This is a genomic window from Micromonospora sp. M61, from assembly GCF_018070245.1.
GTDB classification, from domain to species: domain Bacteria; phylum Actinomycetota; class Actinomycetes; order Mycobacteriales; family Micromonosporaceae; genus Micromonospora; species Micromonospora zamorensis.
This window is the reverse complement of sequence record NZ_JAGPYA010000084.1, coordinates 1-22,999: the sequence shown is the minus strand read 5'-3', so window position 1 is coordinate 22,999 and position 22,999 is coordinate 1. Positions and strand designations below refer to the sequence as shown.

23 protein-coding genes and 1 tRNA gene are annotated in these 22,999 nt (G+C 69.4%); 11 read left to right on the top strand and 13 right to left on the bottom strand.

All coding sequences use genetic code 11. The annotated features are described in order from the left end of the window. From KBX34_RS30530 to KBX34_RS30520, 3 genes are all read left to right on the top strand, one after another. Positions 1–507, top strand: a 507-nt coding sequence (locus KBX34_RS30530; protein ID WP_247672416.1) for a ferric iron reductase, incomplete at its 5' end; no start/stop codon positions are given. After that, positions 504–1,649: an alanine racemase gene (locus tag KBX34_RS30525; protein WP_210928449.1), complete on the top strand. Its 1,146-nt coding sequence runs from the start codon at positions 504–506 to the stop codon at positions 1,647–1,649. The genes KBX34_RS30530 and KBX34_RS30525, both read left to right, overlap by 4 nt. Before the next feature lie 105 nt (positions 1,650–1,754). Beyond that, positions 1,755–2,102 (top strand): STAS domain-containing protein, encoded by a 348-nt coding sequence (locus KBX34_RS30520; RefSeq protein ID WP_088951341.1) that lies wholly within the window; start codon positions 1,755–1,757, stop codon positions 2,100–2,102. 5 nt (positions 2,103–2,107) lie between these two features. Here KBX34_RS30520 and KBX34_RS30515 read toward each other — a convergent pair whose 3' ends face one another. After that, positions 2,108–3,355 carry a PP2C family protein-serine/threonine phosphatase gene (locus KBX34_RS30515; protein WP_210928448.1) on the bottom strand — a complete coding sequence of 416 codons (1,248 nt, stop codon included), beginning with the start codon at positions 3,353–3,355 and terminating at the stop codon, positions 2,108–2,110. Between the two features lie 338 nt (positions 3,356–3,693). On the opposite strand from KBX34_RS30515, the gene KBX34_RS30510 reads away from it, so the two are divergent. Continuing rightward, on the top strand, positions 3,694–4,998 hold the full coding sequence (locus tag KBX34_RS30510) for a cellulose binding domain-containing protein (protein ID WP_210928446.1): 1,305 nt from the start codon (positions 3,694–3,696) through the stop codon (positions 4,996–4,998). 57 nt (positions 4,999–5,055) lie between these two features. On the opposite strand, the gene KBX34_RS30505 is transcribed toward KBX34_RS30510, so the two are convergent. The 7 genes from KBX34_RS30505 to KBX34_RS30475 all read right to left on the bottom strand — a co-directional run bounded on the left by KBX34_RS30505 (position 5,056) and on the right by KBX34_RS30475 (position 13,062). Then, complete coding sequence (locus KBX34_RS30505; protein WP_210928444.1) at positions 5,056–6,285, bottom strand: serine protease; 1,230 nt, start codon at positions 6,283–6,285, stop codon at positions 5,056–5,058. 160 nt (positions 6,286–6,445) lie between these two features. After that, a complete protein-coding gene (locus tag KBX34_RS30500) occupies positions 6,446–6,898 on the bottom strand; it encodes an STAS domain-containing protein (RefSeq protein WP_210928441.1) in 453 nt (150 codons plus the stop codon). A 164-nt stretch (positions 6,899–7,062) separates the two neighbouring features. Beyond that, on the bottom strand, positions 7,063–7,521 hold the full coding sequence (locus KBX34_RS30495) for a hypothetical protein (RefSeq protein WP_210792418.1): 459 nt from the start codon (positions 7,519–7,521) through the stop codon (positions 7,063–7,065). A 3-nt stretch (positions 7,522–7,524) separates the two neighbouring features. Beyond that, the gene (locus KBX34_RS30490; RefSeq protein WP_210928439.1) at positions 7,525–9,960 is read right to left on the bottom strand and encodes a molybdopterin oxidoreductase family protein; all 2,436 of its coding nucleotides are present in this window, start codon (positions 9,958–9,960) and stop codon (positions 7,525–7,527) included. Positions 9,961–9,976: 16 nt separating this feature from the next. Beyond that, on the bottom strand, positions 9,977–10,486 hold the full coding sequence (locus tag KBX34_RS30485) for an HPP family protein (protein WP_210928437.1): 510 nt from the start codon (positions 10,484–10,486) through the stop codon (positions 9,977–9,979). A gap of 84 nt (positions 10,487–10,570) precedes the next feature. Continuing rightward, positions 10,571–12,394: a thiamine pyrophosphate-requiring protein gene (locus tag KBX34_RS30480; protein WP_247672415.1), complete on the bottom strand. Its 1,824-nt coding sequence runs from the start codon at positions 12,392–12,394 to the stop codon at positions 10,571–10,573. A gap of 161 nt (positions 12,395–12,555) precedes the next feature. Further along, complete coding sequence (locus tag KBX34_RS30475; RefSeq protein WP_210792414.1) at positions 12,556–13,062, bottom strand: Lrp/AsnC family transcriptional regulator; 507 nt, start codon at positions 13,060–13,062, stop codon at positions 12,556–12,558. A 140-nt stretch (positions 13,063–13,202) separates the two neighbouring features. Here KBX34_RS30475 and KBX34_RS30470 point away from each other — a divergent pair, with 140 nt between their 5' ends. Beyond that, positions 13,203–14,411, top strand: a complete 1,209-nt coding sequence (locus tag KBX34_RS30470) for an MFS transporter (protein WP_247672414.1) — start codon at positions 13,203–13,205, stop codon at positions 14,409–14,411. Positions 14,412–14,445: 34 nt separating this feature from the next. Here the strand turns inward: KBX34_RS30470 and KBX34_RS30465 are convergent, their stop codons facing one another. Next, the gene (locus KBX34_RS30465) at positions 14,446–14,838 is read right to left on the bottom strand and encodes a pyridoxamine 5-phosphate oxidase (protein ID WP_247672413.1); all 393 of its coding nucleotides are present in this window, start codon (positions 14,836–14,838) and stop codon (positions 14,446–14,448) included. A 526-nt stretch (positions 14,839–15,364) separates the two neighbouring features. On the opposite strand from KBX34_RS30465, the gene KBX34_RS30460 reads away from it, so the two are divergent. The 4 genes from KBX34_RS30460 (at position 15,365) to KBX34_RS30445 (ending at position 18,275) form a co-directional block, all read left to right on the top strand. Beyond that, positions 15,365–16,429: a LacI family DNA-binding transcriptional regulator gene (locus KBX34_RS30460; RefSeq protein WP_210928431.1), complete on the top strand. Its 1,065-nt coding sequence runs from the start codon at positions 15,365–15,367 to the stop codon at positions 16,427–16,429. 1 nt (position 16,430) lies between these two features. Beyond that, complete coding sequence (locus KBX34_RS30455; RefSeq protein ID WP_210928429.1) at positions 16,431–17,354, top strand: arylamine N-acetyltransferase; 924 nt, start codon at positions 16,431–16,433, stop codon at positions 17,352–17,354. Then, on the top strand, positions 17,347–17,907 hold the full coding sequence (locus tag KBX34_RS30450) for an NADPH-dependent FMN reductase (protein WP_210928427.1): 561 nt from the start codon (positions 17,347–17,349) through the stop codon (positions 17,905–17,907). The genes KBX34_RS30455 and KBX34_RS30450 overlap by 8 nt, the downstream gene beginning before the upstream one ends. A gap of 295 nt (positions 17,908–18,202) precedes the next feature. After that, positions 18,203–18,275: transfer RNA gene (locus KBX34_RS30445), tRNA-Arg, on the top strand. A gap of 187 nt (positions 18,276–18,462) precedes the next feature. Here the strand turns inward: KBX34_RS30445 and KBX34_RS30440 are convergent. Continuing rightward, positions 18,463–19,005, bottom strand: coding sequence for a tyrosine-type recombinase/integrase (locus tag KBX34_RS30440; protein WP_247672412.1), 543 nt, complete (start codon positions 19,003–19,005; stop codon positions 18,463–18,465). 122 nt (positions 19,006–19,127) lie between these two features. Here KBX34_RS30440 and KBX34_RS30435 point away from each other — a divergent pair, with 122 nt between their 5' ends. Then, positions 19,128–19,640, top strand: coding sequence for a SigE family RNA polymerase sigma factor (locus KBX34_RS30435; protein ID WP_099850257.1), 513 nt, complete (start codon positions 19,128–19,130; stop codon positions 19,638–19,640). A 361-nt stretch (positions 19,641–20,001) separates the two neighbouring features. After that, positions 20,002–20,490, top strand: a complete 489-nt coding sequence (locus KBX34_RS30430) for a hypothetical protein (RefSeq protein WP_210928425.1) — start codon at positions 20,002–20,004, stop codon at positions 20,488–20,490. 609 nt (positions 20,491–21,099) lie between these two features. Here KBX34_RS30430 and KBX34_RS30425 read toward each other — a convergent pair. The 3 genes from KBX34_RS30425 to KBX34_RS30415 all read right to left on the bottom strand — a co-directional run. Continuing rightward, positions 21,100–21,450 (bottom strand): DoxX family protein, encoded by a 351-nt coding sequence (locus KBX34_RS30425; RefSeq protein WP_210928423.1) that lies wholly within the window; start codon positions 21,448–21,450, stop codon positions 21,100–21,102. Between the two features lie 132 nt (positions 21,451–21,582). Continuing rightward, entirely contained in the window at positions 21,583–22,350 is a 768-nt protein-coding gene (locus KBX34_RS30420; RefSeq protein ID WP_141907789.1) for a hypothetical protein, read from the bottom strand. A 73-nt stretch (positions 22,351–22,423) separates the two neighbouring features. Continuing rightward, positions 22,424–22,999, bottom strand: a 576-nt coding sequence (locus KBX34_RS30415; RefSeq protein ID WP_282102707.1) for a ClpP family protease, incomplete at its 5' end; no start/stop codon positions are given.

The window sequence follows — 22,999 nt, the reverse complement described above, 5'->3', positions numbered from 1 at the left end:
TGGCGGGCGTACGTCGGGCTGCTGGTGCCGGCGGTGCTGCGCTGCTGGCTCAGCCACGGCGTCGTGCACGAGGCACACCTGCAGAACGTTGTCGTCGTGCTCGACCGCGACCGTCGCCCGGTACGCATGCTGCTGCGCGACCTGGAGGGGGTGAAACTCGACGCCGAGCGTTGGGCGACCTGGCCGGACGGCGTCCCCGCGCAGGTCCGCTACGGCCCCCTGGACGCCCGGCGCCGGATCGTCTACTGCCTGTTCGTCAATCACCTCGGTGGTATCTGCGGGGCGCTCGCCGACGCGCGACCGGGAATCGAACGGCGGCTGTGGCAGGAGCTGCGGGCCGTCGTCGAGGCGGTCGCCGCCGACCTGGACGACCCACCCGAGCTGCGCGCGCTGCTGAACGGTGAGCCGCTGCTGGCCAAGGCGAACCTGCTGGTCCGGTGGCGACGCGACGCGGACCGGGCCGCGCCGTTCGTGCCGGTGCCCAACCCGTTGGGCGGGTCACTGTGACGCGGCCCGTCTACGTCCACGACCTCGACGCGCTGGCCACGCAGGCCCGGGCCATTCGGGCGGCGCTGCCCCAGCCGGTGGAGCTGCTCTACGCGGTCAAGGCCAACCCGGACCCCGGTGTGCTGCGCACCCTTGCCCCGGCCGTCGACGGGTTCGAGGCCGCGAGCCGTGGTGAGCTGCGCAGACTGGCCGAGGTGCTGCCGGGGCGGCCCCCCGCCGCGTACGCCGGGCCGGGCAAGACCGACGCGGACCTCGCCGCCGCCCTCGCCGCCGGGGTGCACCGCATCCACGTCGAATCGCCCGCCGAACTTCGGCGACTCGGCGCGCTGGCCGCCGCCTCGGGCACCTCGGCCCAGGTGCTGCTGCGGGTGAACCTGCCGGTCGAGGCGCCCGGCGCGAGCCTGGTCATGGGCGGCGGGCCCAGCCCGTTCGGCATGGACCCGGCGGACGCGGTCGAGTGCGCCCGCAGACCACCCACCGGCATCCACGTACGCGGAATCCACGCCCACCTGGCCAGCGGGCTGGACGCCCCTCTCGCCGGTGCGGTCGCCGCTGCCGTGGTCGAGTGGGCGGTCACCGAGGTCGGTGCCGCCGAGGTCGACGTCGGCGGAGGCATGGCCGTCGACTACACCGACCCGGCGGCGCGATTCGACTGGGTCAGCTACGGCCGGGCACTCGCGGACGTCCTCGACGCCCACCCGGGGGTGCGGCTGCGCATCGAGCCGGGCCGGTCGGTCACCGCCTACTGCGGGGCGTACCTCACCGAGGTCATCGACGTGAAGCGCTCCTACGGCGAGTGGTTCGTGGTGGTGGCCGGGGGCACCCACCACCTGCGTACACCGGCGGCGAAGGGGCACGCGCAGCCGTTCCGCGTACACCGGCGACGTGGTGTCGACGGGGTGCGTACCGACGGGGGACCGGTCACCGTGGTCGGGCAGCTCTGCACCCCCAAGGACGTGCTGTCCCGGTCGGCCACCGCCGGGCCGATCGGCGTGGGTGACGTGCTGGCCTTCGCCATGGCCGGGGCGTACGCCTGGAACATCAGCCACCGCGACTTCCTGCTGCACGAGCCCCCGCTGTTCATGAACGGTGACCCGCAGGAGGTGGCCGCCGAATGGGCGGCCCGACCATCCAGGACGTGATCCAGGCCCACGCGAACAAGCGATCGGCAGGGTTTTCTGGCACGGTGGGTCCAGCGCGGCGCAGTGTCGCCGAGCCACCAACTGCACCAATCGAGAGGGCGTTACGTGGACTTCACGCTGTCGACGCGGCAGGGGCGGATCGGCACAGTGGTCGAGGTCGCCGGTGACGTGGACATGAGCACCGCACCGGAGTTGCGTGACCGGTTGAGTCAGGCGGTGGAGGACGACGCCCGGGTGGTGGTGGACCTGACCGACGTCGGGTTCATGGACTCCAGTGGCCTGGGGGTGCTGGTGGTCGCCCACAAGGACCTGCGTGCGCGGAACGGCTGGCTCGCCCTGGCGGGGGTCGGCCGCTCGGTGCGTACGGTGTTGTCGATCACCTCGGTGGACCGGGTCATCGGAATCTTCGACACCGTGCAGGATGCCGAGGAGGCGTCACCGGCGGCGTCATGACCGCCTCACTGCGGGTGAGGGCTGGCGCGGGCGGTGTCAGCGCCAGCGGTGCTTGATCGCAGCTCGTGGCCGCCGTACCAGTCGATGATGAGCAGTGTGGCGTCGTCGGCCAGAACCGGCCCGGCGGCTGCCAGCACCGCGTCGGACAGCGCCCGGACCGCCTCGCGCGGATGCAGATGCGCGATGCCGAGCAGAGCGGCGGGCAGATCCAACGTGGCGGCGTTGCGTTCGCGCACTCCGTCGGTGACGACGACCAGCCGGTCACCAGGCAGCAGGGTGATCGTCTCGCTGCGGTAGCCCTCGTCGGCGAACATGCCCAGTGGGAAGTTGGCGGGCAGTTCGAGCGTCTCAGCCCGGCCCTCGCGGACCAGTGTCGGTGGGACGTGCCCGGCGTTGAGCAGCTCACAGCGCCCGGTCGCCAGGTCGATGCGGCCGAGCACGGCGGTCACGTAGGCGCCGCGTACGTTGGCGTGCTCCGCGAGGGCCCGGTTGGCTTCCTCGGCCTGGGCGACGAGGTTGTCGCCGCGCCGGCGAGTGTTGCGCAGGCTGCCCACCCCGAGCGTGGCGGTCAGCGCGCTGGCCACGCCGTGGCCCATCGCGTCGGTGACGCCGACGTGCAGCACGTCGCGGGCCACGCTGTAGTCGAAGGTGTCCCCGCCGACGCTCGCAGCGGGTTCCAGCCACCCGGAGAGGGCGAACGCTCCGGCCTCGCAGGTGAACGAGGCCGGCAGCAGGCGGCGTTGGATCTCGGCGGAGAGGGTGAACGGGGTGCTGCGCTGGCCCCATTCGAACAGGTCGGTGTGCCGGCGGTTGGCGATGACCACGAATCCCAGCGCGTGCGCAGTGCGGGCGATCCGCGCGAGCACGGCCACGTCCGGCTCGTCCAGCAGGTCGATCTCCAGCAGGCCGATGGTCTCGCCGCGTTCGGTGACGGGTGCGAGCACCCTGCACCTTCCGTCGCCGTGGAGCAGCTGGACGGTCTGCTGGCGCAGCACCTGCTCGTAGGGCCCGCCGTCGAAGGGGAGGACCTCGGCGGCCTCCTCGCCCTGATGACGGCCGGGGTGGCCGGTGGCTGTCTGGTGGGTCAGCCGGACCAGCGCCCGGCCGCTGAGATCGGCGATGAGCAGCGAGACGCTGAGCGCGTTCAACGCCTTGGCGATGGTGCCGGTAACCGCTTCGACCGCCTCGACCGGTGCTGCTTCCTCGGCCGCCTGCAACATCCCGGTCAGCACGCCCTCCTCGTTGTCCTCCACGGGTTGAGCATAGGCACCTACCGTCCCGGTGTTTCGGCGCGGACGGCTGGGCCTTCCCCGGTGAGCAGGTAGTCGTAGCGCTGCGGAGCGGGCGGCCCGACCGCCTGGGTCGTGCCCCGGAGAGGCGCGAACGCTTCAGCATGTTATCGATAACATGCTATCTTTCATCCGGGAGTGAAGGGCACGCTCCCGGTCACCGCAGCCAGTCGCGAAGACGTGCCGCCGCACGCCCTCTCCCGCCGGCCCCAGGTCGGTGACCTGTCCGGGCACCCCAGTCGATGCCAGGCGACCGCATTCCGTCGCCGGCCGACACGGCCCTACGGCAAGGAGCCCACGCAATGCTGAAACGTAGGTATCTCCTCCCATCCATCATGGCCGCGGCACTTCTCCTCGCGGCCACCGCCGGCGGCGCACTGAGCGGCGGCTTCGGTGCGACAGCGGTCGCCGCCACCAACGGGACCCTCGCGGCCACCGCCGGCTGCGGCAAGGCCCCCACCCTGACCAACGGAACGCGCACGATCCAGAGCAGCGGACAGAGCCGTACCTACAACGTGCGGATCCCGGACGGGTACGACCGGAACCACCCCTACCGACTGATCTTCGGCTTCCACTGGTTGAACGGCTCGGCCAACAACGTCACCTCGGCCGGTTACTACGGGCTTCAGCCGCTGTCGAACAACAGCACGATCTTCGTCGCGCCGCAGGGCCTCAACGCCGGCTGGGCCAACACCAACGGTCGGGACCTGACCCTCTTCGACGACATCTCCCGACAGATCGAGAACGACCTCTGCGTCGACACGACCCAGCGCTTCGCGCTGGGCTGGAGCTACGGCGGGGCCATGAGCTACGCGGTGGCCTGCGCCCGGCCCACCGTCATCCGCGCGGTCACCGTCCTGTCCGGTGCCAACCTCAGCGGATGCAACGGCGGCACCCAACCCGTCGCCTACTTCGGCATCCACGGCACCTTCGACAGCGTGCTGAACATCTCGCAGGGTCGGCAACTGCGCGACACGTTCGTCCGCAACAACGGCTGCACCGCGCAGAGCCCGCGCGAGCCGAGCCGAGGCAGCCTCACCCACATCACCACCGCGTACGCCGGATGTCGAGCGGGCTACCCGGTGCAGTGGGCGGCGTTCGACGGCGACCACACCCCCAGCCCCGTCGACGGGTCCGGCAGCCCGAACGACTCCCGGACGTGGACCTCGGGTGAGATCTGGCGGTTCTTCAGTCAGTTCGAGTCGACCACGCCACCCACGACTCCGCCACCCACCACTCCGCCGCCGACGACCCCGCCCCCGACCACTCCGCCACCCACCACTCCGCCGCCGACCGGCGAGCCGGGCACCTGCGCCGCCACCTACCGGGCGGTCAACAGTTGGCCCGGTGGCTTCCAGGGCGAGGTGACGGTGGCCAACCCCACGGCCACGACACTCAACGGCTGGACCGTGGGCCTGACCCTGGCCGGCGGCCAGGCCATCAGCAGCCTGTGGAGCGGCACCAACACGGGTACCACCGGTAGCGTCACCGTGCGGAACGCCGCCTACAACGGCACGTTGGGCGCGAACGCCTCGACCACGTTCGGGTTCACCGCCACCGGCGACGGCGCCACCCCGCCGAGCAACGTCACCTGCACCAGTCCCTGAGCACGGCAGAAAGAGGGCCCGGAGCCAGCTGGCTCCGGGCCCTCGTGACGTCGGTCGTCAGCCGTTGTCGATCAGACTGGCGATCTCGTTGTAGATCAGGTGCGCCTTCGCGCCCTGGTTCGACGGGCAACCGCCGAGGTGGTGCAGGGCGATTACCCGGTGGCTGGCGTTCAGCACCGGCGAACCCGAGTTGCCGCCGGAGGTGTCACAGCTGTAGCTGATGTTGTAGGTGTTGTAGTTCGCGTTCTTCACCGTGCACGTCGCGCCGTTCTGGGTGTCCTCGTAGATGGACAGTCGCTTCGGGTTGCCGTCGCCATGGCCCGGGACGTACATCCGGGTGCCGGTGGTGGTGGCGGTCGTCGCCAGGTACAGGGTGCCGAACGACTGGATGTTGGCGAAGTTGTTCACCGAGTACAGGGTGTAGTCCAGCTGGCTGGAGCCGCCGCTGCTCACCTTGTAGAGGGTGGCGCCGCTGACCTTGGTGCCGGCGCCCGGGTTCGAGCCGCCACAGGTGGCGCACTGGTAGTTGAACTGCATCTCGCTGCCGCTGACGGCGGACTGCGTCGAGAAGCAGTGCTTGTTCGTCAGCATGCGGTTGGTGTTGCCGACCCGCCAGGTGGTGCACATCCCGCCACCGCTGATCAGCAGCCGCGCCACCGCCCTGCCCTTGGCGTACTCGTTGGGGTGGCTGCTCTGGTAGCAGACCACGTCGCGGCGGGCGTCGGTGCTGCAGACGGACTGCGTGGTGAAGTTGTGCTGCTTGATCTCGGTGGCGTCGTAGCCGCGCCAGAACCGGTCGATGGTCGCGGCGCTGGTGCGGGAGGAGCGGCTGCTGTGCACCGTCACCACAGCGGTGTCGCCGTCCACCGACATCGCCCAGAAGCCTGCTTGTCCGTCGGTGGTGTAGTCCGCGCCGGTCGCCCGGTTCAGGTGGCGGTCGTACCGGTAGCTCTCCCGACCGTCGGGGCTCGACACGGTCACGTACTCACCGTCGGCCAGGCGCAGTGAGCTGAAGTGCACCTTGACGTACGACGCGCCGGGGTGCCGGATGATCTGCTTCCCGCCCTCCTGTGCGTGTGACAGCGAGCCGTCGATGGTCCGGAGTTCGCCGACCGTGGTGACGCCCTCGGCGGAGAACTGGTCTGCTTCGGGTGCCCGCTGGGATTGCGGCGCGAGTGGTTGAACCGAGTACGCCTCGGCGGCCGGTACCGACAGCAAGCTCAGCCCGAGTGTGCCGGCGCCGAGCGCGACGGCCACCGTTCGTAGGCGGCGCAGGGCATGTTTCATCGTCGCTCCTCCCGAAGAACCAGCACCGAACGTGCTTGCAGCCTTCATACCGGAAGCTAAAGACACATGCAAATCTATCTATCTCTTGCGGGGTTGCTGTCACAAGGCCCCACGGCCTTGTTCCGGTCGACCTGGCTGCGGCGCAGGACCCGGGCCACGATCAGCCGCTGGTCAGGGGATCTGCCCGCAGGGGTGTCGCCAGCTCGACGGCCGTCGATCGCGGACGTGGAGGGTGTCCGTCGCCGCGGTTGAGCCGGAAGTCCCCCAGGGCACCGGACGTGGCGAGGAGGTAGGTGACGCACGGCGCGGGGTCACGCAGGATGAACGCGGCTCCGGCGGTCACCGCGATGTGCTGAGCCTGCAGCAGCGCGCTCACTCCGTGCGCGCTGAAGAACCGCACCGCGGAGAGGTCCACTGCGACCACCGGCGCCGACGAGTCGCAGGCGCACGCCACCAACTCGGTGAGCAGGTGTGCGTTGCTCATGTCGATCTCACCGGAGACGGTGATCAGCTTCGTCGAGCCCGCACAGGTCAGGGCCAACGACATGATCGGGTCACCGAGCCGGTCCGGTCGACGGTCCGCGCGCTCACCAGATGTGCCGGTCTCCCACATGACGCCTCCGCTCCGCAACGGCCACGCCACCCGCAGCGGCACGAGACGCCACCCGGGAGGCTGGAGGGCGCATGTCTTGACCCGTGCGTCTTCCTACCCCGAGGAAGCCCGCTCACGCCTGCCGGCAGTGTGAGGAGAACGGCTCCGGTCGAGCCGGGCGCGGGTCAGTCGGCGACGACGAGCGCCTGGGGCGCGGCGGCCTTCATCCGGGTACGCAGCCACTTGAGCTGGATGGCGGTCTGCCCCTCGCAGCGCCGCACCACCGCGAGCAGATCCTGGTCGCGGACCCCGTACGCCGCCTGGCCGACGACGGTCCAGGCGATGTCGCACTCGGCGGCCATCAGGTACAGGTCCTGTAGGTCACGCAGCAGGCCGATGCCGCCGGTGCGGGTGCCCGAGAAGAGCTGCGAGTACAGCCGGTCGGGTTCGTCGGGCGCGTCCTCGGCGTAGCGGGCGGCGAACGGTTGGAGCTGTTCGGCGTATTCGTCGCAGCGCTTTGCCTGCCGCTGACACAGGTGGCGGATGTCGGGTTCCTCTGCGTGCGCGTCGCCGACCTGCCGGAAAGCGTCTGCCAGATTGACCTGCGCGCGGTGCAGCAGGCCGAGGTAGTGGGCGAGGTGCACGGCTCACTCCTTTCCGCTGGTGGCCTCGGCGGCCGGCCCGCCGACGGTCGACGGCACGTGGGCGTCCGGGGGCGGCGCGCTGCCGCCGACCGTGGGCGCCGGCGAGGGTACGCCCCGGCCGTCGGCGAGCTTCGCCACCGCCACGGCGGCGACCTTGAACAGAGGCTGCTTGGAGACCGGGTCCCACGCGGTGATGGTCAGCTCGTTCGCCGCGCGCGGTGTGCGGTCGTCCGGATCCTGGTCGAAGTAGCCGTAGTGGAACGGCACGAAGACGACACCCGGACGGATGCCGCAGAGCCGGGCACGGGCCTGGATGGCGCCGCGCGGGGATGAGATGCCAACCAGGTCGCCCTCGGCGATGTCGAGTCGGGCGGCGTCGTCCGGGTTGAGTTCCACCCACACGTCCGGGGCTGCCTGGTTGAGCTGCGGGGCGCGGCCGGTCTTCGTCCGGGTGTGGAACTGGTAGACGGTACGACCAGTGGTGAGCAGCATCGGGTGGTCGTCGTCGGGCACCTCGGGTGAGGGCTGGTAGTCGACGGTGAGCAGGAACGCCCGGCCGCGCGGCTCCTTGGCGCGGTACTCCGGCTCGGTGAACTCGGCGCCGGTGTCCAGGTCGTTGCCGTACGTCTCGCAGTAGTCGGGGTCGGTGTTGAAGGTCCCGTCGGTGTAGAGGCGCTCGGTGCCGTCGGGATGCTCCTCAGTGCAGGGCCACTGGATGCCGGAGCCGCCGCGAAGCTTCTCGTACGTGATGCCGGTGTAGTCGCAGGGCCGTCCGCGGCTGCACTCCTTCCACGCCTCGAACGCCTCCTCCGGCCCGGTCCACCGGATCAGCGGCTGGCCGTCACGGTCGCGGAAGTCCATCCGGCGGGCGTAGTCGAGGAAGATGTCGAGGTCCGTGCGCGCCTCGCCGGGCGGGTCGACCGCCTTGTCGGAGATGTGCACCGTCCGGTCGACGCTGGTGAACGTGCCGGTCTTCTCCGCCCAGGTGGCGGCGGGCAGCACCACGTCCGCCAGTTCGGCGGTCTCGGTCAGGAAGAGATCCTGCACCACCACGAACAGGTCGGGCTTGGCCAGCATCCGCCGGATCCGGGCCAGGTCCGGCAACGAGACGGCCGGGTTGGTGGCGGTGATCCAGAGCAGCTTGATCGAGCCCTGCTCGGCGTACCGGAAGATCTGCATGGCGTGCGTCGGCGGCGCCCAGTGCGGGATCATGTCGACGTCGACGTTCCACAGCCGGGCCAGTTCCTCGATGTGCGCGGTGTTGTCCCAGTTGCGCAGGCCGGGCAGGTCGCCGTCGGCGCCGGTCTCCCGGGTGTTCTGCGCGGTGGGCTGACCGTTCATCTGGTAGATGCCCGCCCCCGGCCGGCCGATCATGCCGCGGATCAGGTGCAGGTTGTTGACCGCGCAGGCGGCGGCGGTGGCCTGGTTCGACTGGTAGAAGCCCTGCAACACCGTCGAAAGCAGCCGCTGCGACGAGCCGAGCAGCTCGGCGGCGCGCTCCACGTCGGCTGCCGGCACGTCGCAGATGTCGGCGACCCGGCGCGGGGGGTAACCGTCGATGATCCGGCACAGCTCGTCGAAGCCCACTGTGTGCGCGTCGACGTAGTCACGGTCGTACCAGCCCCGCCGAACGATCTCCCGCAGCAGGCCGTTCATGAGGGCCATGTTGGTGCCGTTGCGGACCGCGAGGTGCAGGTCGGCCTCCCGGGCGACCGGGGTGGCGCGCGGGTCCACCGCCAGCATCGCCGGTGGATTCGGCCCTCGTCGACGGTCCAGCATCCGCATCCACAGCACCGTCTGCGTCTCCGCCACGTTGTGCCCCCACAGCGCGATCGCGTCGCAGTGGTCCACATCCGTGTACGAACCGGGCTGGCCGTCGGTGCCGAAGCTCGCCTTCATCGCCGCCGCGGCGGTGGCAGTGCAGAGCCGGGTGTTGCCGTCCATGTGCGGCGTGCCGAGGCCGGCCTTGCCGATCACGCCGAGGGTGTAGTACTCCTCAAGGAAGAGTTGGCCGCTGGTGTAGAAGCCGAAGTGCCCCCATCCCCCCGGCCCGTCGAGGAGTTCCTTCGACCGGGCCACGATTCGGCCCATCGCGGTGTCCCAGTCCGCCTCGACCAGGCGGTCACCGTCACGGACCAGCGGCCGGGTCAACCGGTCCGGGCTGTGGTTGGCCTGCCAGCCGTAAAGATCCTTGGGGTCGAGCCGGCCCCGGTTGATCCGGTCCACGGCGCGGCCACGCACGCCCACGATCCGCCCGTCGGCGACCCCGATGTCCATGGCGTCGCCGTTGGAGTGCAGCACCGACGCGGACTGCACCCACCGGTCCACGTCGGCATCGCCCCGACCGTCGGCCAGATACCGGTCCACCCGTACCGGCCACTCCTGCCCCGGCCCGTACGGGGTTCGCTCACCCCACGGTTCGGCGATCCGGTCAACCACGACGCACTCCTCTCGACTACCGCTCGGGTGCCGCCCACAGCGGCATCGGTCGTCCGGACACCCGCCCGTACAACCAGTCAACGACAGTGACCAGCACCACCGCACCGGCCGCGATGAGCAACTGCGTCGGCGTACGCAGCAGACCCAGACTCACGATCAGCGTCGTTGCCCCGGCCGGGGCATGGGACGCTTTCAGCAGCATCAACACCAACACGGTCACCGCCAGCGAGCCGGCCACCGCCACGATCCGCGGCCCACTCACCCCCTCCTGCAGCGCGGAGGGTTCGTCGGCGAGCCCACAGACCATCAGGAACACGTACCCGGCCAGCAGGGCGACCGCGTGCCCGATGAACGTGTTACGCGGCGAAGCCTCAGGTGATCGTGGTTTCTCCACATGCAACATCACGGCCGGCCCCAGACTGGGGAACAGCCACGGCTGCTGCGTGACGAGGGCGACCAGCCCGGCGATCACCACCGCCAGCGCGCTGCCCACGAAGGCGTGCGCCGACTGCCTGGCCAGGCCCATGGGCTTCCCCCTGCTCTCGTTCGCCGCCCGTCACCGACTCAGCGATATGTCCCCCAGAACCCGAACGTGACACCTGCCCGCTGGTCACTGCGGGTCATCGAAGCCCTCGCTGGCCCGCTCGCGACGCAGGTGTGCCAGCGCCCGCCGACTCAGGTCGGTGTCCTCCCGGCCGAGCGCCTGGTACATGGTGGCGACCTTCTCGTACGGCTGCGCGGGCGGCAGCAACGGGATCGCGGGATCCACGATCGCCTCGATCAGCGTCGGACGGTCCGCCGACAGGGCCCGGTCCCAGGCGGCATCGACCTCGGCGGGGGTGGTGACCCGGAAGCCCTGCAGTCCCAGCAGCTCGGCCCAACGGGCGTACGGGGCGTCCGGCAGTCGTTGCGAGTCGACGAAGCGAGGGTCGCCCTCCATCTCCCGCTGCTCCCAGCTCACCTCCGCCAGGTCGCGGTTGTGCAGCACCAGCACCACGAAGCGCGGGTCCGCCCAGTCCCGCCAGCGGTGCGCCACGGTGAGCAGCTCGGCCAACCCGTTCATCTGCATGGCACCGTCACCGGCGAGGGCCACCACCGGTCGGTGCGGTGCGGCGAGTTTCGCGGCCAACCCGTACGGCAGTGCCGAGCCCATCGAGGCCAGGGTGCTCGACAGGTGCGCGTCGACACCGACGGGCAGCCGCAGGTGCCGCGCGTACCAGTAGGTCACCGACCCGACGTCCACCGACACCTGCGCGTCTCCGGGCAGCCGGTCGGTGAGCGCGTGCACTGCGTACTGCGGATTGAGCGGCTCGGCCTCGGCGGTGGCCCGCTGCCGGGCGATGTCCCGCCAGCGGGTCACCTCGGCCTCGACGCGCTGCCGCCAACTCCGGTCCGGTCGGGGCGTGAGCAGCGGCCGGAGGGCCCGGATCGTCTCGGCGGCATCACCGAGCAGCGGCACCTCCACCGGGTAGCGCATGCCCAGGCGTCGGCCGTCGATGTCGATCTGCACCGCCCGGGCCTGCCCCGGCGCGGGGTAGAACTCGGACCAGGGGTCGTTGCTGCCGACGATCAGCAGCGTGTCGCACTCGCTCATCAGGAAACTGCTGGCGGTGCTGCCCAGGTGACCCATCACGCCGGTGTGGAACGGCATCGCCTCGTCCAACACCGGCTTGCCGAGCAGCGACACTGTCACCCCCGCGCCGAGCGCCTCGGCCAGCTCGACCACCTCGTTGGCGGCGGCGCGGGCGCCCTGGCCCACCAGGATCGCCACGCGCTGTCCGGCGTTGAGCAGATCCGCGGCGGCCCGCAGATCATCGGCGCGGGGCCGCAGCTCCGGCACGGGCAACCCGGGGTTGGTCACCATGATCCCGTGCTGCTGAGCACCGAGGTCGGGAGCGGGCGCGGTCTGCACGTCGTGCGGCAGGATCACGCAGGTCGGGCTGCGGGTCGCCAGGGCCGTCCGGATCGCGCGGTCCAGCAGCATCGGCAACTGCTCCGCGGTGTACGCGGTCTGCACGAACTGTGCGCACACGTCGCCGAAGAGGCGTACCAGGTCGATCTCCTGCTGGTAACCGCTGCCCAGCACCGACGTCACCTGCTGGCCGACCAGGGCGAGTACCGGTTGGGAATCCAGCCGGGCGTCGTACAGGCCGTTGAGCAGATGCACCGCACCCGGCCCCTGAGTGGACAGGCACACCCCCAGCCCGCCGGTGTACTTCGCGTGACCGCACGCCATGAACGCGGCCGTCTCCTCGTGTCGGGCCTGCACGAACTCCGGCTGCCCGGCCCGACGCAGCGCCCCCATCACCCCGTCGATGCCGTCACCCGAATAGCCGAAGACCCGGTCCACACCCCAGTCCGTCAAGCGGGACACCACCAGGTCCGCCACCGTCGCGTCCGCCACCGCCGCCTCCCTCGCTCGATCGCCTTCCATCAGGTGGCCGTACCCCGAGCTGCCGCGCCAAACCGGACGGAAAGAACCTGCGTTGGGTGCATTTGGCTGCCAAAAGGTCGGCGGCACCGCTGCGCCCAGCTCAAGCGCACGAGGACCGAGGAGCCGGAGTTGCTTGACCGGCCCCGCCGCTCCCCGGCTCGTCACCGGGGCTGCCAGCCTGCGTGCCGGGTGGCGCCGCGATACACCTCGTGCGGCGGGGTGACCCGGTCGTCCTCGTGCTGACTGGAGAGCACCACGCTGGATCGGACGTCGCCGTGTCGCCCCAGGCGTTCGAGCAGCCCTTCCAGGTGCTCAAGGGAGGTGGTGCGTACCTTCAACATCGAGCAGTACCCACCGCTCAGCTTGTGGACCTCGACAATTTCCGGATGCTCGGCAGCCGAACTCGTGTTCAGCAGGCATTGTCCGCGCGCGCACCGAAGTTCCACGAACGCCAGTAGCGGGTATCCGGCAAGTCGCGGGTTGATCCGCGCCTGGTATCCGGTGATGACACCGAAGTCCTCCAGCCGCCGGACCCGCTCTCCGACCGCCGGGGCCGACAGGTTGACCCGCCGACCGAGGGCGCGGATGGACAGCCGACCGTCCTGCTGAAGCTCCCGGATGATCTGCCAGTCGACGTCGTCGAGCGCCTTTTCCACTTGAAAAGTCATCGCCTGTCCTCACCTGACAAACGGATCTCTGATCGCGCATCTGTGAAACGCATGAAATTCTATATCGACTACTGAATTTCTAGGCTGCAAGGATGGGGTTTCTACGACACGGAATTGCTCCACCCTCCCGCGCGCGAGCGATGACCTCGCTGTTCGTCGGGGTGGCCATGATGAATACGGCGACCGTGGCGGTCACCACCGTGAGCACCCTGATCGTCGCCGACAGTGCGGGGGCCCGCCTGAGCGGCTTCGCCAACGCGGCGGGAGTGCTCGGGTCCGCGATCGGTGCGCTGGGTCTGGGCGCGGTGACGGCACGTCGGGGCGGGTCGTTCGCGCTGACCGTGGTGTATTCGTCGGCGGTCGCGGGGGCCGTCGCCGCCTTCGCGGGCGCGGCCGGCGCCGGCCTGGCAGCCCTGCTCGTCGGGCTGGTCCTGATCGGCGTCGGCAACGGTGGCGCCCAGGTGTCGCGCTACCTGGCGGCGGACATGTACCCCGAGGATCGCAAGGCGTCCGCACTGTCCATCATCGTCTGGGCCGGCACCGTCGGCGCGCTGACCGGCCCCAACCTGGTCGCGCCCGCCGGCCGGCTCGCCGAAGCCATGCGCCTGCCGGCACTGTCCGGCACGGTGTTCGCCGCGGTCGTGCTCGTCATCGTGGCGCTGACCATCACCCGGGTGCTGCCACCGTCCGGCGAGCCACCGCGTGTGAATCGACCGTCCGCGCTCTCCCTGTCCCGCGTTCGCGCGTTGGTGCGGCTCCCCGCCGTGGCCACCGCCCTGTGCGCGATGCTCGGTGCCCACCTCTCAATGGTCACCGTGATGACGATGACCCCGTTGCAACTGCACGATCAGCACCACGGCCTGAACGTGGTCGGCATGGTGCTCAGCGCCCACATGATCGGCATGTTCGCACTGGCCCCCTTGTCCGGTCGTCTGTCCGACCTCTGGGGTGGGCGCTGGACGGTGAGCGCCGGGGTCGTCCTCCTCGTCGCGGCCGCCCTGATCGTGGGGATCGCCCCAACCGGGCACACGACGACACTCCCGGCGGGCCTGTTCCTCCTCGGATACGGCTGGAACCTCGTCTTCGTCGGCAGCAGCAGCATGCTCAGCGGGCAGTTGGACCCGGTGGAGCGCAGCGAGGTACAGGGTGGCGTGGACGCAATCGTCTTCACCGCGTCGATCGTCGCCAGCCTGGCCGCCGGAGCACTCTTCGCCGGGGGCGGGTTCGCCGCGGTGGCGGTGGCCGGCGGTCTCATGGCGCTCGTGCCGATCCCGTGGTTGCTCGCGTACCGGCAGTCCCGTTCGAAGCCGGAGCGGCATCCCGAGCTCGCGGCCGACCGCCGAGGCTGAGTCCGCCCGGCCTGAGAATCGGCCAGGCGGAGCCTCAGTAACGCGGCCGACGTTGGACCCCGCGGCCCTCCTGCCAGGACTCGACAATGAGGTGGTCACGGGTCTCGGCGACGTAGGTCAGCACCACCTCACGCACGTCGACGCGGAAGAACCGGGCACCCTCCACGGTGTTGTCGGCCGGCTCCGGTACCTCGACGGCTACACCGGCCAGCTTGGCGTCCCCGGGCCAGCCGTCCGACTGCTCCTCGGTCGGCTCGATGGTGGGGCAGTGGATGGCGATCCGGGCATCACGCAGCAGGTCGAGCAGCTTCATCGACCCGGGCATCATGCCCAGCTTCACCTCGCCGTCCCGGAACTCGACCTCACACGCGCTGATGCGGGGCCCGCCATCCTTGCGCAGCGTGGCGATCGTCTTGTTCGTCCCCATCGCGAAACGTTGTTTCACCCGGTCCGCGAGAGACCGATCCGCCGTTCCACCTGCACCCAGCTCGCCACTGTCCGACTCCTCGTCCCGATGTCCGCCGGGTCAGCCGTCCGCCGACGCCGCCCCCGACGAGCCGACCCTCGAACTGTGGCCGGCTCATCACGTTCCGTTCCGGTTCACGCTAAGACCCATCGATCGGGTACGCGCGATGCCCGGCCCGCTCGCCTAACTTCTTACGAACATCTGTCGCGGTGGGACCGTCGGGACGGGTGCCGTGCGGAGTTGTTACCAGACAAGCGATTCTCCTGGTAGGCGTGCGGGCGTCCGTCAGGCCGGCTGGTGGCGAGGGCGGCGTGGCGGGCAGAGCGCGCCGAAAGGTGGCTTCGTGCACCTCCGCGAGCCAGCGACCGAGTCGATGATCACCGGGCTGCGCGCGAGCCGACCGATCTTCCGGTCGGGGGCCTGTCCTTGACGTCTCACCTTCCACAATGCACCATGTTAAACGATTAACATGAGGAGGGGCATGGGCATGCGGGTCACACTGCGGTCGGTCGCTGAGGCGGCCGGGGTCTCGACGGCGTCGGTGTCGTACGCCTTCAACCGCCCGGACCGGTTGTCGCCGGAGATGCGGTCACGGATCCTGGCGGTGGCACGCGAGCTCGGTTACTCCGGACCGGATGCCGCCGCGAGGTCGTTGCGGACTGGGCGGGCCAACGCGATCGGCGTCATCTTCACGACCGAGCTGACGTACGCCTTCAGTGATCCCTATGTCCTCGCTCTGCTCGGCGGCCTCGCCGAGACGTTGGCGCAGAGCCGTACGAGTCTGGTGCTCATCCCGTTCGCGCCTGTCGTCGCCGGGCTAAGCGACGCGCAGGTACGCGAGTCGCTCGACGCCGTGCACCGGGCGGTCATCGATGGTGCGGTGGCCGACGGGCTCACCGACGATCATCCGGCTGTCCGTGCCCTGTCCGAGCGTTCGCTTCCCCTGGTCCGCTCCTCCGACACGACGGCAGGTCGCTGCGTGCTGATCGACGACCGGCAGGCGGGTCGGGAGATCGGACGCCACCTTGCCGACCTCGGCCACCACGAGGTGGCGGTGGTGGTCTCCTCCCCGGGCGAGCCGGGCTGCGCCATCACTGTCGAGGAAGAGGCAGCGCTCTACCCGTATTCGCGGCACCGGCTCGCCGGCATCCGCGAGGCGCTGCCTGCTCGGGCCCGAGTGCGCGTCGTCAGTGGAGGAAACAACGCCGCCGCCGCCGGGCGCCTGGCGGCGACAGCGCTCCTCGCGGCCCCCGACCGCCCGACGGCGATCGCCGCGGACAGCGACGTGCTCGCCGCCGCCGTCGTCGAGGTTGCCACCGTCCAGGGGCTCCGCGTCGGACGCGATCTGTCGGTCACCGGCTTCGACGACGTGCCCCTGGCGGCCTCGACCGGGTTGACCACCGTCCGTCAGCCCATCCACGAGAAGGGCCGGCTGATGGCGCGCATGTTGCTCGACCCTGACAACACGCCGAATCGCCTGACCCTGCCGACCGAACTCGTCGTCCGCTCCAGCACCGGCCCCGTGCCGAGTCACCGACTGGGAGGAATGTGACATGACCCTTCGACAGGCTTCCCCGCTGGGAGCCATCGGTCCCACGACACATTGGCTGATCGACGCACTCGATCTCGACGCGTACCTGCGCCGGGTCGGCTACCGCGGCCCGACCATGCCGGATGGCATGACCCTTCGTAACCTGCACCGGGCCCACATCGCCGCGATCACCTTCGAGAACCTGGACGTGATGCTCGGCCGGGGCGTCGAGGTCGACCTGCCACGGGTGCAGGACAAGCTCGTCCACGCCGGCCGCGGCGGGTACTGCTACGAGCACGGGGTGCTCTTCGGTGCGGTACTCCAGCACCTCGGCTACCGGGTGGACAGGCTGCTCGCCCGTACCGGCGACCCGGCCGAGCAACCGCGCCCGCGCTCGCACCTGGTCCTGCGGGTGGACGACGGCGACCAGGTGTGGCTGGCCGACGTGGGCTTCGGCTCCGGCTTGCTTGAACCGTTGCCGCTGGTCGAGGGCGCCCCGCAGCGCCAAGGCGCGTGGGAGTACCAGCTCCGGCTCGGCGAGGACGGCGCCTGGCGGCTGCGTGAGCGGACCACCGACAGCTGGACCACGCTGCTGACCTTTACCGAGGAGCCGCAGTACCCGGTCGACGTCGAGGTCGCCAACCACAACACCGCCACCAGCCCACACTCGCCGTTCACCCAGCAGTGCATCGTCGTCCGCAAGCACGACACGGCGATCCGGCGGCTCATCGGCCGCGACTACAGCGAGGAACGCCCGGGCGATTTGACCCGCACCCGGTCGTTGACCGACGAGGAGTACGGCGCCGTCCTCGACTCCGAGTTCAGCCTCGCCCTGAGCCCGCCGGAGATCCGAGAACTCATCGCCACCCTCCCCCCACCCGACGGGGACCGGCCCACCGCCCCGGACCTGGAACTCCGACCGCCGACAGGAGATCACGATGCGTGACCCCTACTCCCTCGCCGTCATCACCGCCAGCGTCCGCCCCGACCGGATCGGCCCGACGGTGACACGGTGGTTCCTGCGCCACCTCCCCCGGCACACCGACGCTGGCGTGGACCACATCGACCTGGCCGAACTCGACCTCTCCGACGATCTGGCCGGTGGCGGCGACGCCGAGCGGTTCACCAAAGGTGTCGACAAGGCCGACGCGTTCGTCATCGTCACGCCCGAGTACAACCACGGCTATCCCGGCCCCCTGAAGACGGCCATCGACACTCCATACGAACAGTGGCGAGCCAAGCCCCTCGGCTTCGTCTCCTACGGCGGCGCCTCCGGCGGACTGCGCGCGGTGGAACAGCTACGGAACGTCTTCGCCGAACTGCACGTCCCCACCATGCGCACCAGCGTCCTGATCCCAAACGTGCACGACGTGTTCGACGACGGCGAGCTACGCGACCCCGGGCCCGTCGAAGCCGCCCTCGCCGAGATGGTGCGCCAGCTCAACTGGTGGGCCCACACCCTGGCAGCCGCCCGCACCGACCGTCCGTACGACTGCTGAACCGATAACAACGGGGGCCCACGGACTCCTTATGGCGCACCTGCTGCACACACCCGATCGGATGGTGCTGCCGAAACTCGCCGACCACCCCGCCCACCTGCACATCGATGTGCTGCCCGGATACCGACGGTCCGCAGGGCCACTCCACCCTGCCCACCAAGATCATCCGGAGTTCACATGAAGACTCCGGGTGTGGTCCTGGGCTGGGAGAACAGGGGTCCGGGTGACGCGGGTGAACGTGGGCCACTCCCTGCCACCCCAGGTGAGCGCCCAGGTCGCTAGACTGTGCGCTCGCGCCCCCGTAGCTCAGGGGATAGAGCATCGGTTTCCTAAACCGTGTGTCGCAGGTTCGAATCCTGCCGGGGGCACCTCAATACGCAGTCGAAACGCCACCTGAGCTGCCCATATAAATGCTGTTCAATTGGAACAGATGTGCAGCCGCAGGCCACCGGAAGCCGCCGTTTGTCGTAGGTCGCGGAACGGGAGCGGAATGACCTTGAAGGCATCCGACCAGGTCAGTCGACACAACCGAGGCAAGATCCGGAACGGCGACCGTCACACGGGCCATGCCATCCCGGTCAGAGCCTCAGAGATCCTGTCGTTGACGGTGGCCTCCGCGCCGTCGATGCACTTGGCGTAGACCTTCAGCAGTACGTCCACGGAGTGTCCGGCCCGGTCGGCTACCTCGGTTGCCGGCACACCAGTGTTGAGCCACAGCGACACGGCGGCGTGCCGCAGGTCGTTTGGCCGACCAGCCAGCGGAGAGTCAACCTGGCGCGGCGTCAGAGCTAGCCGACGTGCCTCTTCCCACACGCGTGAGTAGGTTGAGGCCGCAACGACGTTGCCCCGCTCACTTTGGAATAGCCGGCCATCCTTGGCGACGCCAAATCGTCCGATGTGGGCGCGCAGGATCGCCACGAGCGCGGGTGGGATTGGCACGCCGCGCGGCTCGTCCTCGGCACGGTGCTTCAGCCCTCGGTCGTCATGGACCTGGCCGCTGTCGGTCCACCGCTTGCCCGCCTGGGGTCGACTCTTGGCCAGCGTCAGCCGACCCCATCCCGTCTCGGGAAGGTCGCAGTCCTGCTCTCGCAGCGCCAATGCCTCTGCCGGACGGAGCGCGGCGCGGCTTCCATCTGCAGCCCTGCGAATTTCTCATTGGATGCAACCTCCGGAGCCGGAACCTGCGTGACTATCCCCGACTGGGGAATCGGAGGCATCGGATGAGCGATCGTGACGCCGCATTCGCGGCGTACTTCGCGGCGCGATCAGACGCCATGCGCGGGACCGCCTACCTGTTGTGTGGCGACTGGCATCGGGCGGAGGACCTGGTCCAGTCCACGTTCACGAAGCTCTACATGGCCTGGAATCGCACATCTCGGCATGAAGTACTCGACGCGTACGTGCGGCAGATCCTGTTGCGGACCTTCCTCGATGAGCGGCGACGTGGCTGGTGGCGACAGGAACGCGTCACCAGCGAGGCAGTGGAACAGGCCGTGACTGCGGACTCGCCGGAAGAACGGCTTGTCTTGCTGCGGGCGCTAGCGGGCGTACCTCCTCGCCAGCGGGCCGTGTTGGTCCTGCGGTACTGGGAGGACCTGTCCGTCGAAGAGACCGCGTCGCTGCTGGGGTGCTCGCCTGGAACGGTGAAAAGCCAGGCTGCGCGGGGGCTAGAAACGCTGCGCCGGGTGCTGGCACCGACTTTGGCTACTAACAGGGAGGGAATCAATGAATGAGGACGAGTTTCGAGGAGCGCTACGCGACGTCATGGCGACCACGAGCCCTCCCCCACCGATGAGTGCAGCGGACACGCTCGCTGCTGGTCGCCGCGCCCGGTTCCGACGCCGCGTCGTCTCGTTCTGCGCCGGGTCGGCGACAGCGGTCGTGCTGGTCGCCGCCGTCGGGTTCACCGGCGTGCTGGGCAGCGGAAGTAGCTACCGTCCGGCGGGTACCGAGCCGCCCTCCAACAGCGCGGCGGATCCGAGGGCGACCACGCCGCCCGGTGCCGTGAGGTGCACACCGGCATCTTGTCCGCACCTGGGATCGCCGGACCTGCCGCAGGAGGAGTGGGACGCACGCAATAACCGGGCACGGGAGATGCTCGACGATCTCATTGCCGCCCTGCCCGCCGGGTACACCGTGGTGAGAGACGACCCGCTGAATCCGCTTGATCCGAAGGCGTTTTCGTTAGGGTTCTACCAGGCGTACTTCAACGTACGCCAAGGGAAGCAGACCGGGTTGGTGATGGTCGAGGTGCACACCCCGCAGTCTCCAATTGGAAACCGGTGGCAGGGTAACGGCTGCGACCTGGCGCTGGAGATCTGGCCCCCCCGCGGAACATGCCAGCTGATGACCGCCAGCCAAGCGAAGGTAGGGGTGGCGCAAGCCCGCTGGAACGAGGACCCCCCGCGATTCGCCCAGTGGGCCGTGTACCGGCACCCGGACGGGGTACTGGTCAAGGTCGTCCAGATCTCGAGGCCCGACAGATACTGGACGGCACCGCCGGAGCTGAAGAAGCTGCCGTTCACCGCCCAGCAACTCGCCGACCTCGCCGTCAGCGACCAGTTCCACGTCGACGTCGATTGAAACCCCACACGACGGGTGGAGACGGATCTATGCATCCACCCGTCGTGTGGGGTCCTGCCTAAAGCCGCGTTTGTGCGCCTTCCTCGACGCGCTGCCGTCACCGTTATCCTTTACCTCAATTCGGCGAACTTGCTGGACGATTCGGCCACGATCGCCTACGACGTCGGTATGTGCGTGCTGGCCGGCTTCGAGCCGCCGGCGGTGCGTAGGAACCGGATTACGACGACTCCGAGAGAGAAGCGGCCTGGATCACCAGCGAAAGGGCTGTCGACAGCAACGCCGCTGTAAGTCGGCACGCTGACAAGCCCCAGCACGGACGAAGTTCCGGCGTGTAGCGGCTGCCCGACGGGTGCAGACGCGACGCGCGAAGCTTGTAATCAACTAGTCTGGCCGTGTAGCAAAATTCGGAACATGCGCGGAATCATCAGGCGCACCAGCCGGGAATCATTCCAAATACGTCCTGGTAGGACGCTAGGCAGCGCAGGCGGCGCTAGTTTCTTCCTAAACCGTGTGTCGCAGGTTCGAATCCTGCCGGGGGCACCTCGAAGATCCGCCGAAGACCATTGGCCGGATACGTCACCGCGCGAAGCCCCATCCGGCTCGGGCGGATCACCAGTGGTGGACCAGATTCAGGACCAGCGCCGCCACCGAGGTGGAGAAGAACACCGCCCATCCCACGAGCTGGCGGGAACCCACCCGCAGGTGCGCGATGAGCGCGCCGACGAAGTACAACACCAGGCCGGCGGCGGCGAGTGTCCCCAGTAGTGGCACGGCGAACCCGGCCAGCAGCCCCAACGCACCGGCTGCCAACGCCGTGCCCAACCTCGGCATCCAGGCCCGTGGCAGGCACTTCATGTCCATCTGGGCCTTCGGGTAGTCGTGGCCGATCAGGTAGGTGACGGCGGCGACTCCGGTGAAGACCGAGGCGAGGATGGTGACCGTGACATAAGCGGCGTACATGTGCCCTCCCTTGTGGTTTGTGCTGCCTCAAGGACGGGCTGGTCCAACGGATTGTTACCGGTGGCGCTGTGAGCTGGGGCACAGACAATGGCTGGTGGGCTGCGGGTATCCCGCAGCCCACCAGCCGACCGGTCAGAGGAACTTGTACATCTCCTCGGACGCCGCCTCGGTGTCGCTGGCGGGCGGCGCGTCCACCGTGACGGGCTTGCCGAAGTCGCTCATGCGCATCTCGGTGACGAGGTCACCCAGCTTCTTGGTGGCGATCGTGTAGGAGAGCGCGGTGAGGCGCCCGTCGGCGTCGAGAGTCGCCTCGAACGGGACCGCCTTCGGGTCCTTCGCCAGCTTGGCGGTCGACTCGAGGCCCTCCCGCATCCCGGCTTCGCCGCTGGCCGCCTCGGCGGCCTTCTCCAGGTCGGCGACGCCGGTGTACCGACCGCCGCCCACCTCCTGGGCGGACACGACGCCGCCGATGAGGCCGGTCTGCGACTTCAGGTCGAAGGACTGGCGCAAGGAGCTGTTCGGCCTGAGCTTGGTGAGGTCGATCTTCATCCACGGCTTCTCGCCGTCGAGCGAGTCCGACTTGAGGTAGGCGGCATCCCCGATCAGCCGCGCCTCGATCGGTTCCGGCGCCTTGCCGGTCAAGTGCAGCGTGCGGGCGGCAGGGTCCATCTTTCCGCTCATGGTGATCGACTGGTTGCCGGCCTTGACCGAGGCATCCATGGTGAGCGGGCCGGCGAGGCTGCGGTCCATGCCCTGCTTGACGGCGGCGGTCGGCTCGACCTTGGACGCTGCGGGCGCGGCGGAGGACGATGACGCCGCCGGGTCGCCGGAATTGGTGCCGCAGCCGCTGACGAGGGTCACGGCGAGGGCAATCGAGAGGGCTGGGATCAGTCGACGCATAGACGTGACCCTAACGGGCGAGCGCTACCGATATTGTCCGAGTGCCGCCGCCGAGACCAGGCCTGCGGGTGGCTCAGACCGCCGGTAGCTGCTCGGCTCGGGTGAGCACCTGGTCGATGAGGCCGTACTCCCGGGCCTGCTCGGCGGTGAACCAGCGGTCCCGGTCCCAGTCGCGCTGGATCTCGTCCAGCGTCCGTCCGCTGTGCTGGGCGGTCAGCTCCTGCATCGTCCGCTTCACGTGCAGCATGTTCTCCGCCTGGATGGTGATGTCCGAGGCGGTCCCGCCCATTCCACCGGAGGGCTGGTGCATCATGATCCGCGAGTGCGGCAGCGCGTACCGCTTGCCGGCCGCTCCCGCGCACAGCAGGAACTGCCCCATCGAGCCGGCGAAGCCGAGCGCCAGGGTTGCCACGTCGTTGCGGACGTAGCGCATCGTGTCGTAGACCGCCATTCCCGCGCTGACCGACCCGCCCGGCGAGTTGATGTAGAGGTAGATGTCCGATTTGGCGTCCTCGGCGGCGAGCAGCAGGATCTGCGCGCAGATCTGGTTGGCCGACTCCTCCGTCACCTCGGTGCCGAGGAAGACGATGCGTTCGCGCAGCAGCCGCTCGAACACCTGGTCACCGAAGGACGCCTGCGGGCCGTCCAG

Coding starts and splice junctions, on each gene's coding strand:
- KBX34_RS30510 (WP_210928446.1), top strand. CDS start 3,694: ATGCTGAAACGTAGGTATCTCCTCCCATCCATCATGGCCGCGGCACTT.
- KBX34_RS30505 (WP_210928444.1), bottom strand. CDS start 6,285: ATGAAACATGCCCTGCGCCGCCTACGAACGGTGGCCGTCGCGCTCGGC.
- KBX34_RS30500 (WP_210928441.1), bottom strand. CDS start 6,898: ATGTGGGAGACCGGCACATCTGGTGAGCGCGCGGACCGTCGACCGGAC.
- KBX34_RS30485 (WP_210928437.1), bottom strand. CDS start 10,486: ATGGGCCTGGCCAGGCAGTCGGCGCACGCCTTCGTGGGCAGCGCGCTG.
- KBX34_RS30480 (WP_247672415.1), bottom strand. CDS start 12,394: ATGGAAGGCGATCGAGCGAGGGAGGCGGCGGTGGCGGACGCGACGGTG.
- KBX34_RS30475 (WP_210792414.1), bottom strand. CDS start 13,062: ATGACTTTTCAAGTGGAAAAGGCGCTCGACGACGTCGACTGGCAGATC.
- KBX34_RS30470 (WP_247672414.1), top strand. CDS start 13,203: ATGACCTCGCTGTTCGTCGGGGTGGCCATGATGAATACGGCGACCGTG.
- KBX34_RS30465 (WP_247672413.1), bottom strand. CDS start 14,838: ATGGGGACGAACAAGACGATCGCCACGCTGCGCAAGGATGGCGGGCCC.
- KBX34_RS30460 (WP_210928431.1), top strand. CDS start 15,365: ATGCGGGTCACACTGCGGTCGGTCGCTGAGGCGGCCGGGGTCTCGACG.
- KBX34_RS30455 (WP_210928429.1), top strand. CDS start 16,431: ATGACCCTTCGACAGGCTTCCCCGCTGGGAGCCATCGGTCCCACGACA.
- KBX34_RS30450 (WP_210928427.1), top strand. CDS start 17,347: ATGCGTGACCCCTACTCCCTCGCCGTCATCACCGCCAGCGTCCGCCCC.
- KBX34_RS30435 (WP_099850257.1), top strand. CDS start 19,128: ATGAGCGATCGTGACGCCGCATTCGCGGCGTACTTCGCGGCGCGATCA.
- KBX34_RS30430 (WP_210928425.1), top strand. CDS start 20,002: ATGCTCGACGATCTCATTGCCGCCCTGCCCGCCGGGTACACCGTGGTG.
- KBX34_RS30425 (WP_210928423.1), bottom strand. CDS start 21,450: ATGTACGCCGCTTATGTCACGGTCACCATCCTCGCCTCGGTCTTCACC.
- KBX34_RS30420 (WP_141907789.1), bottom strand. CDS start 22,350: ATGCGTCGACTGATCCCAGCCCTCTCGATTGCCCTCGCCGTGACCCTC.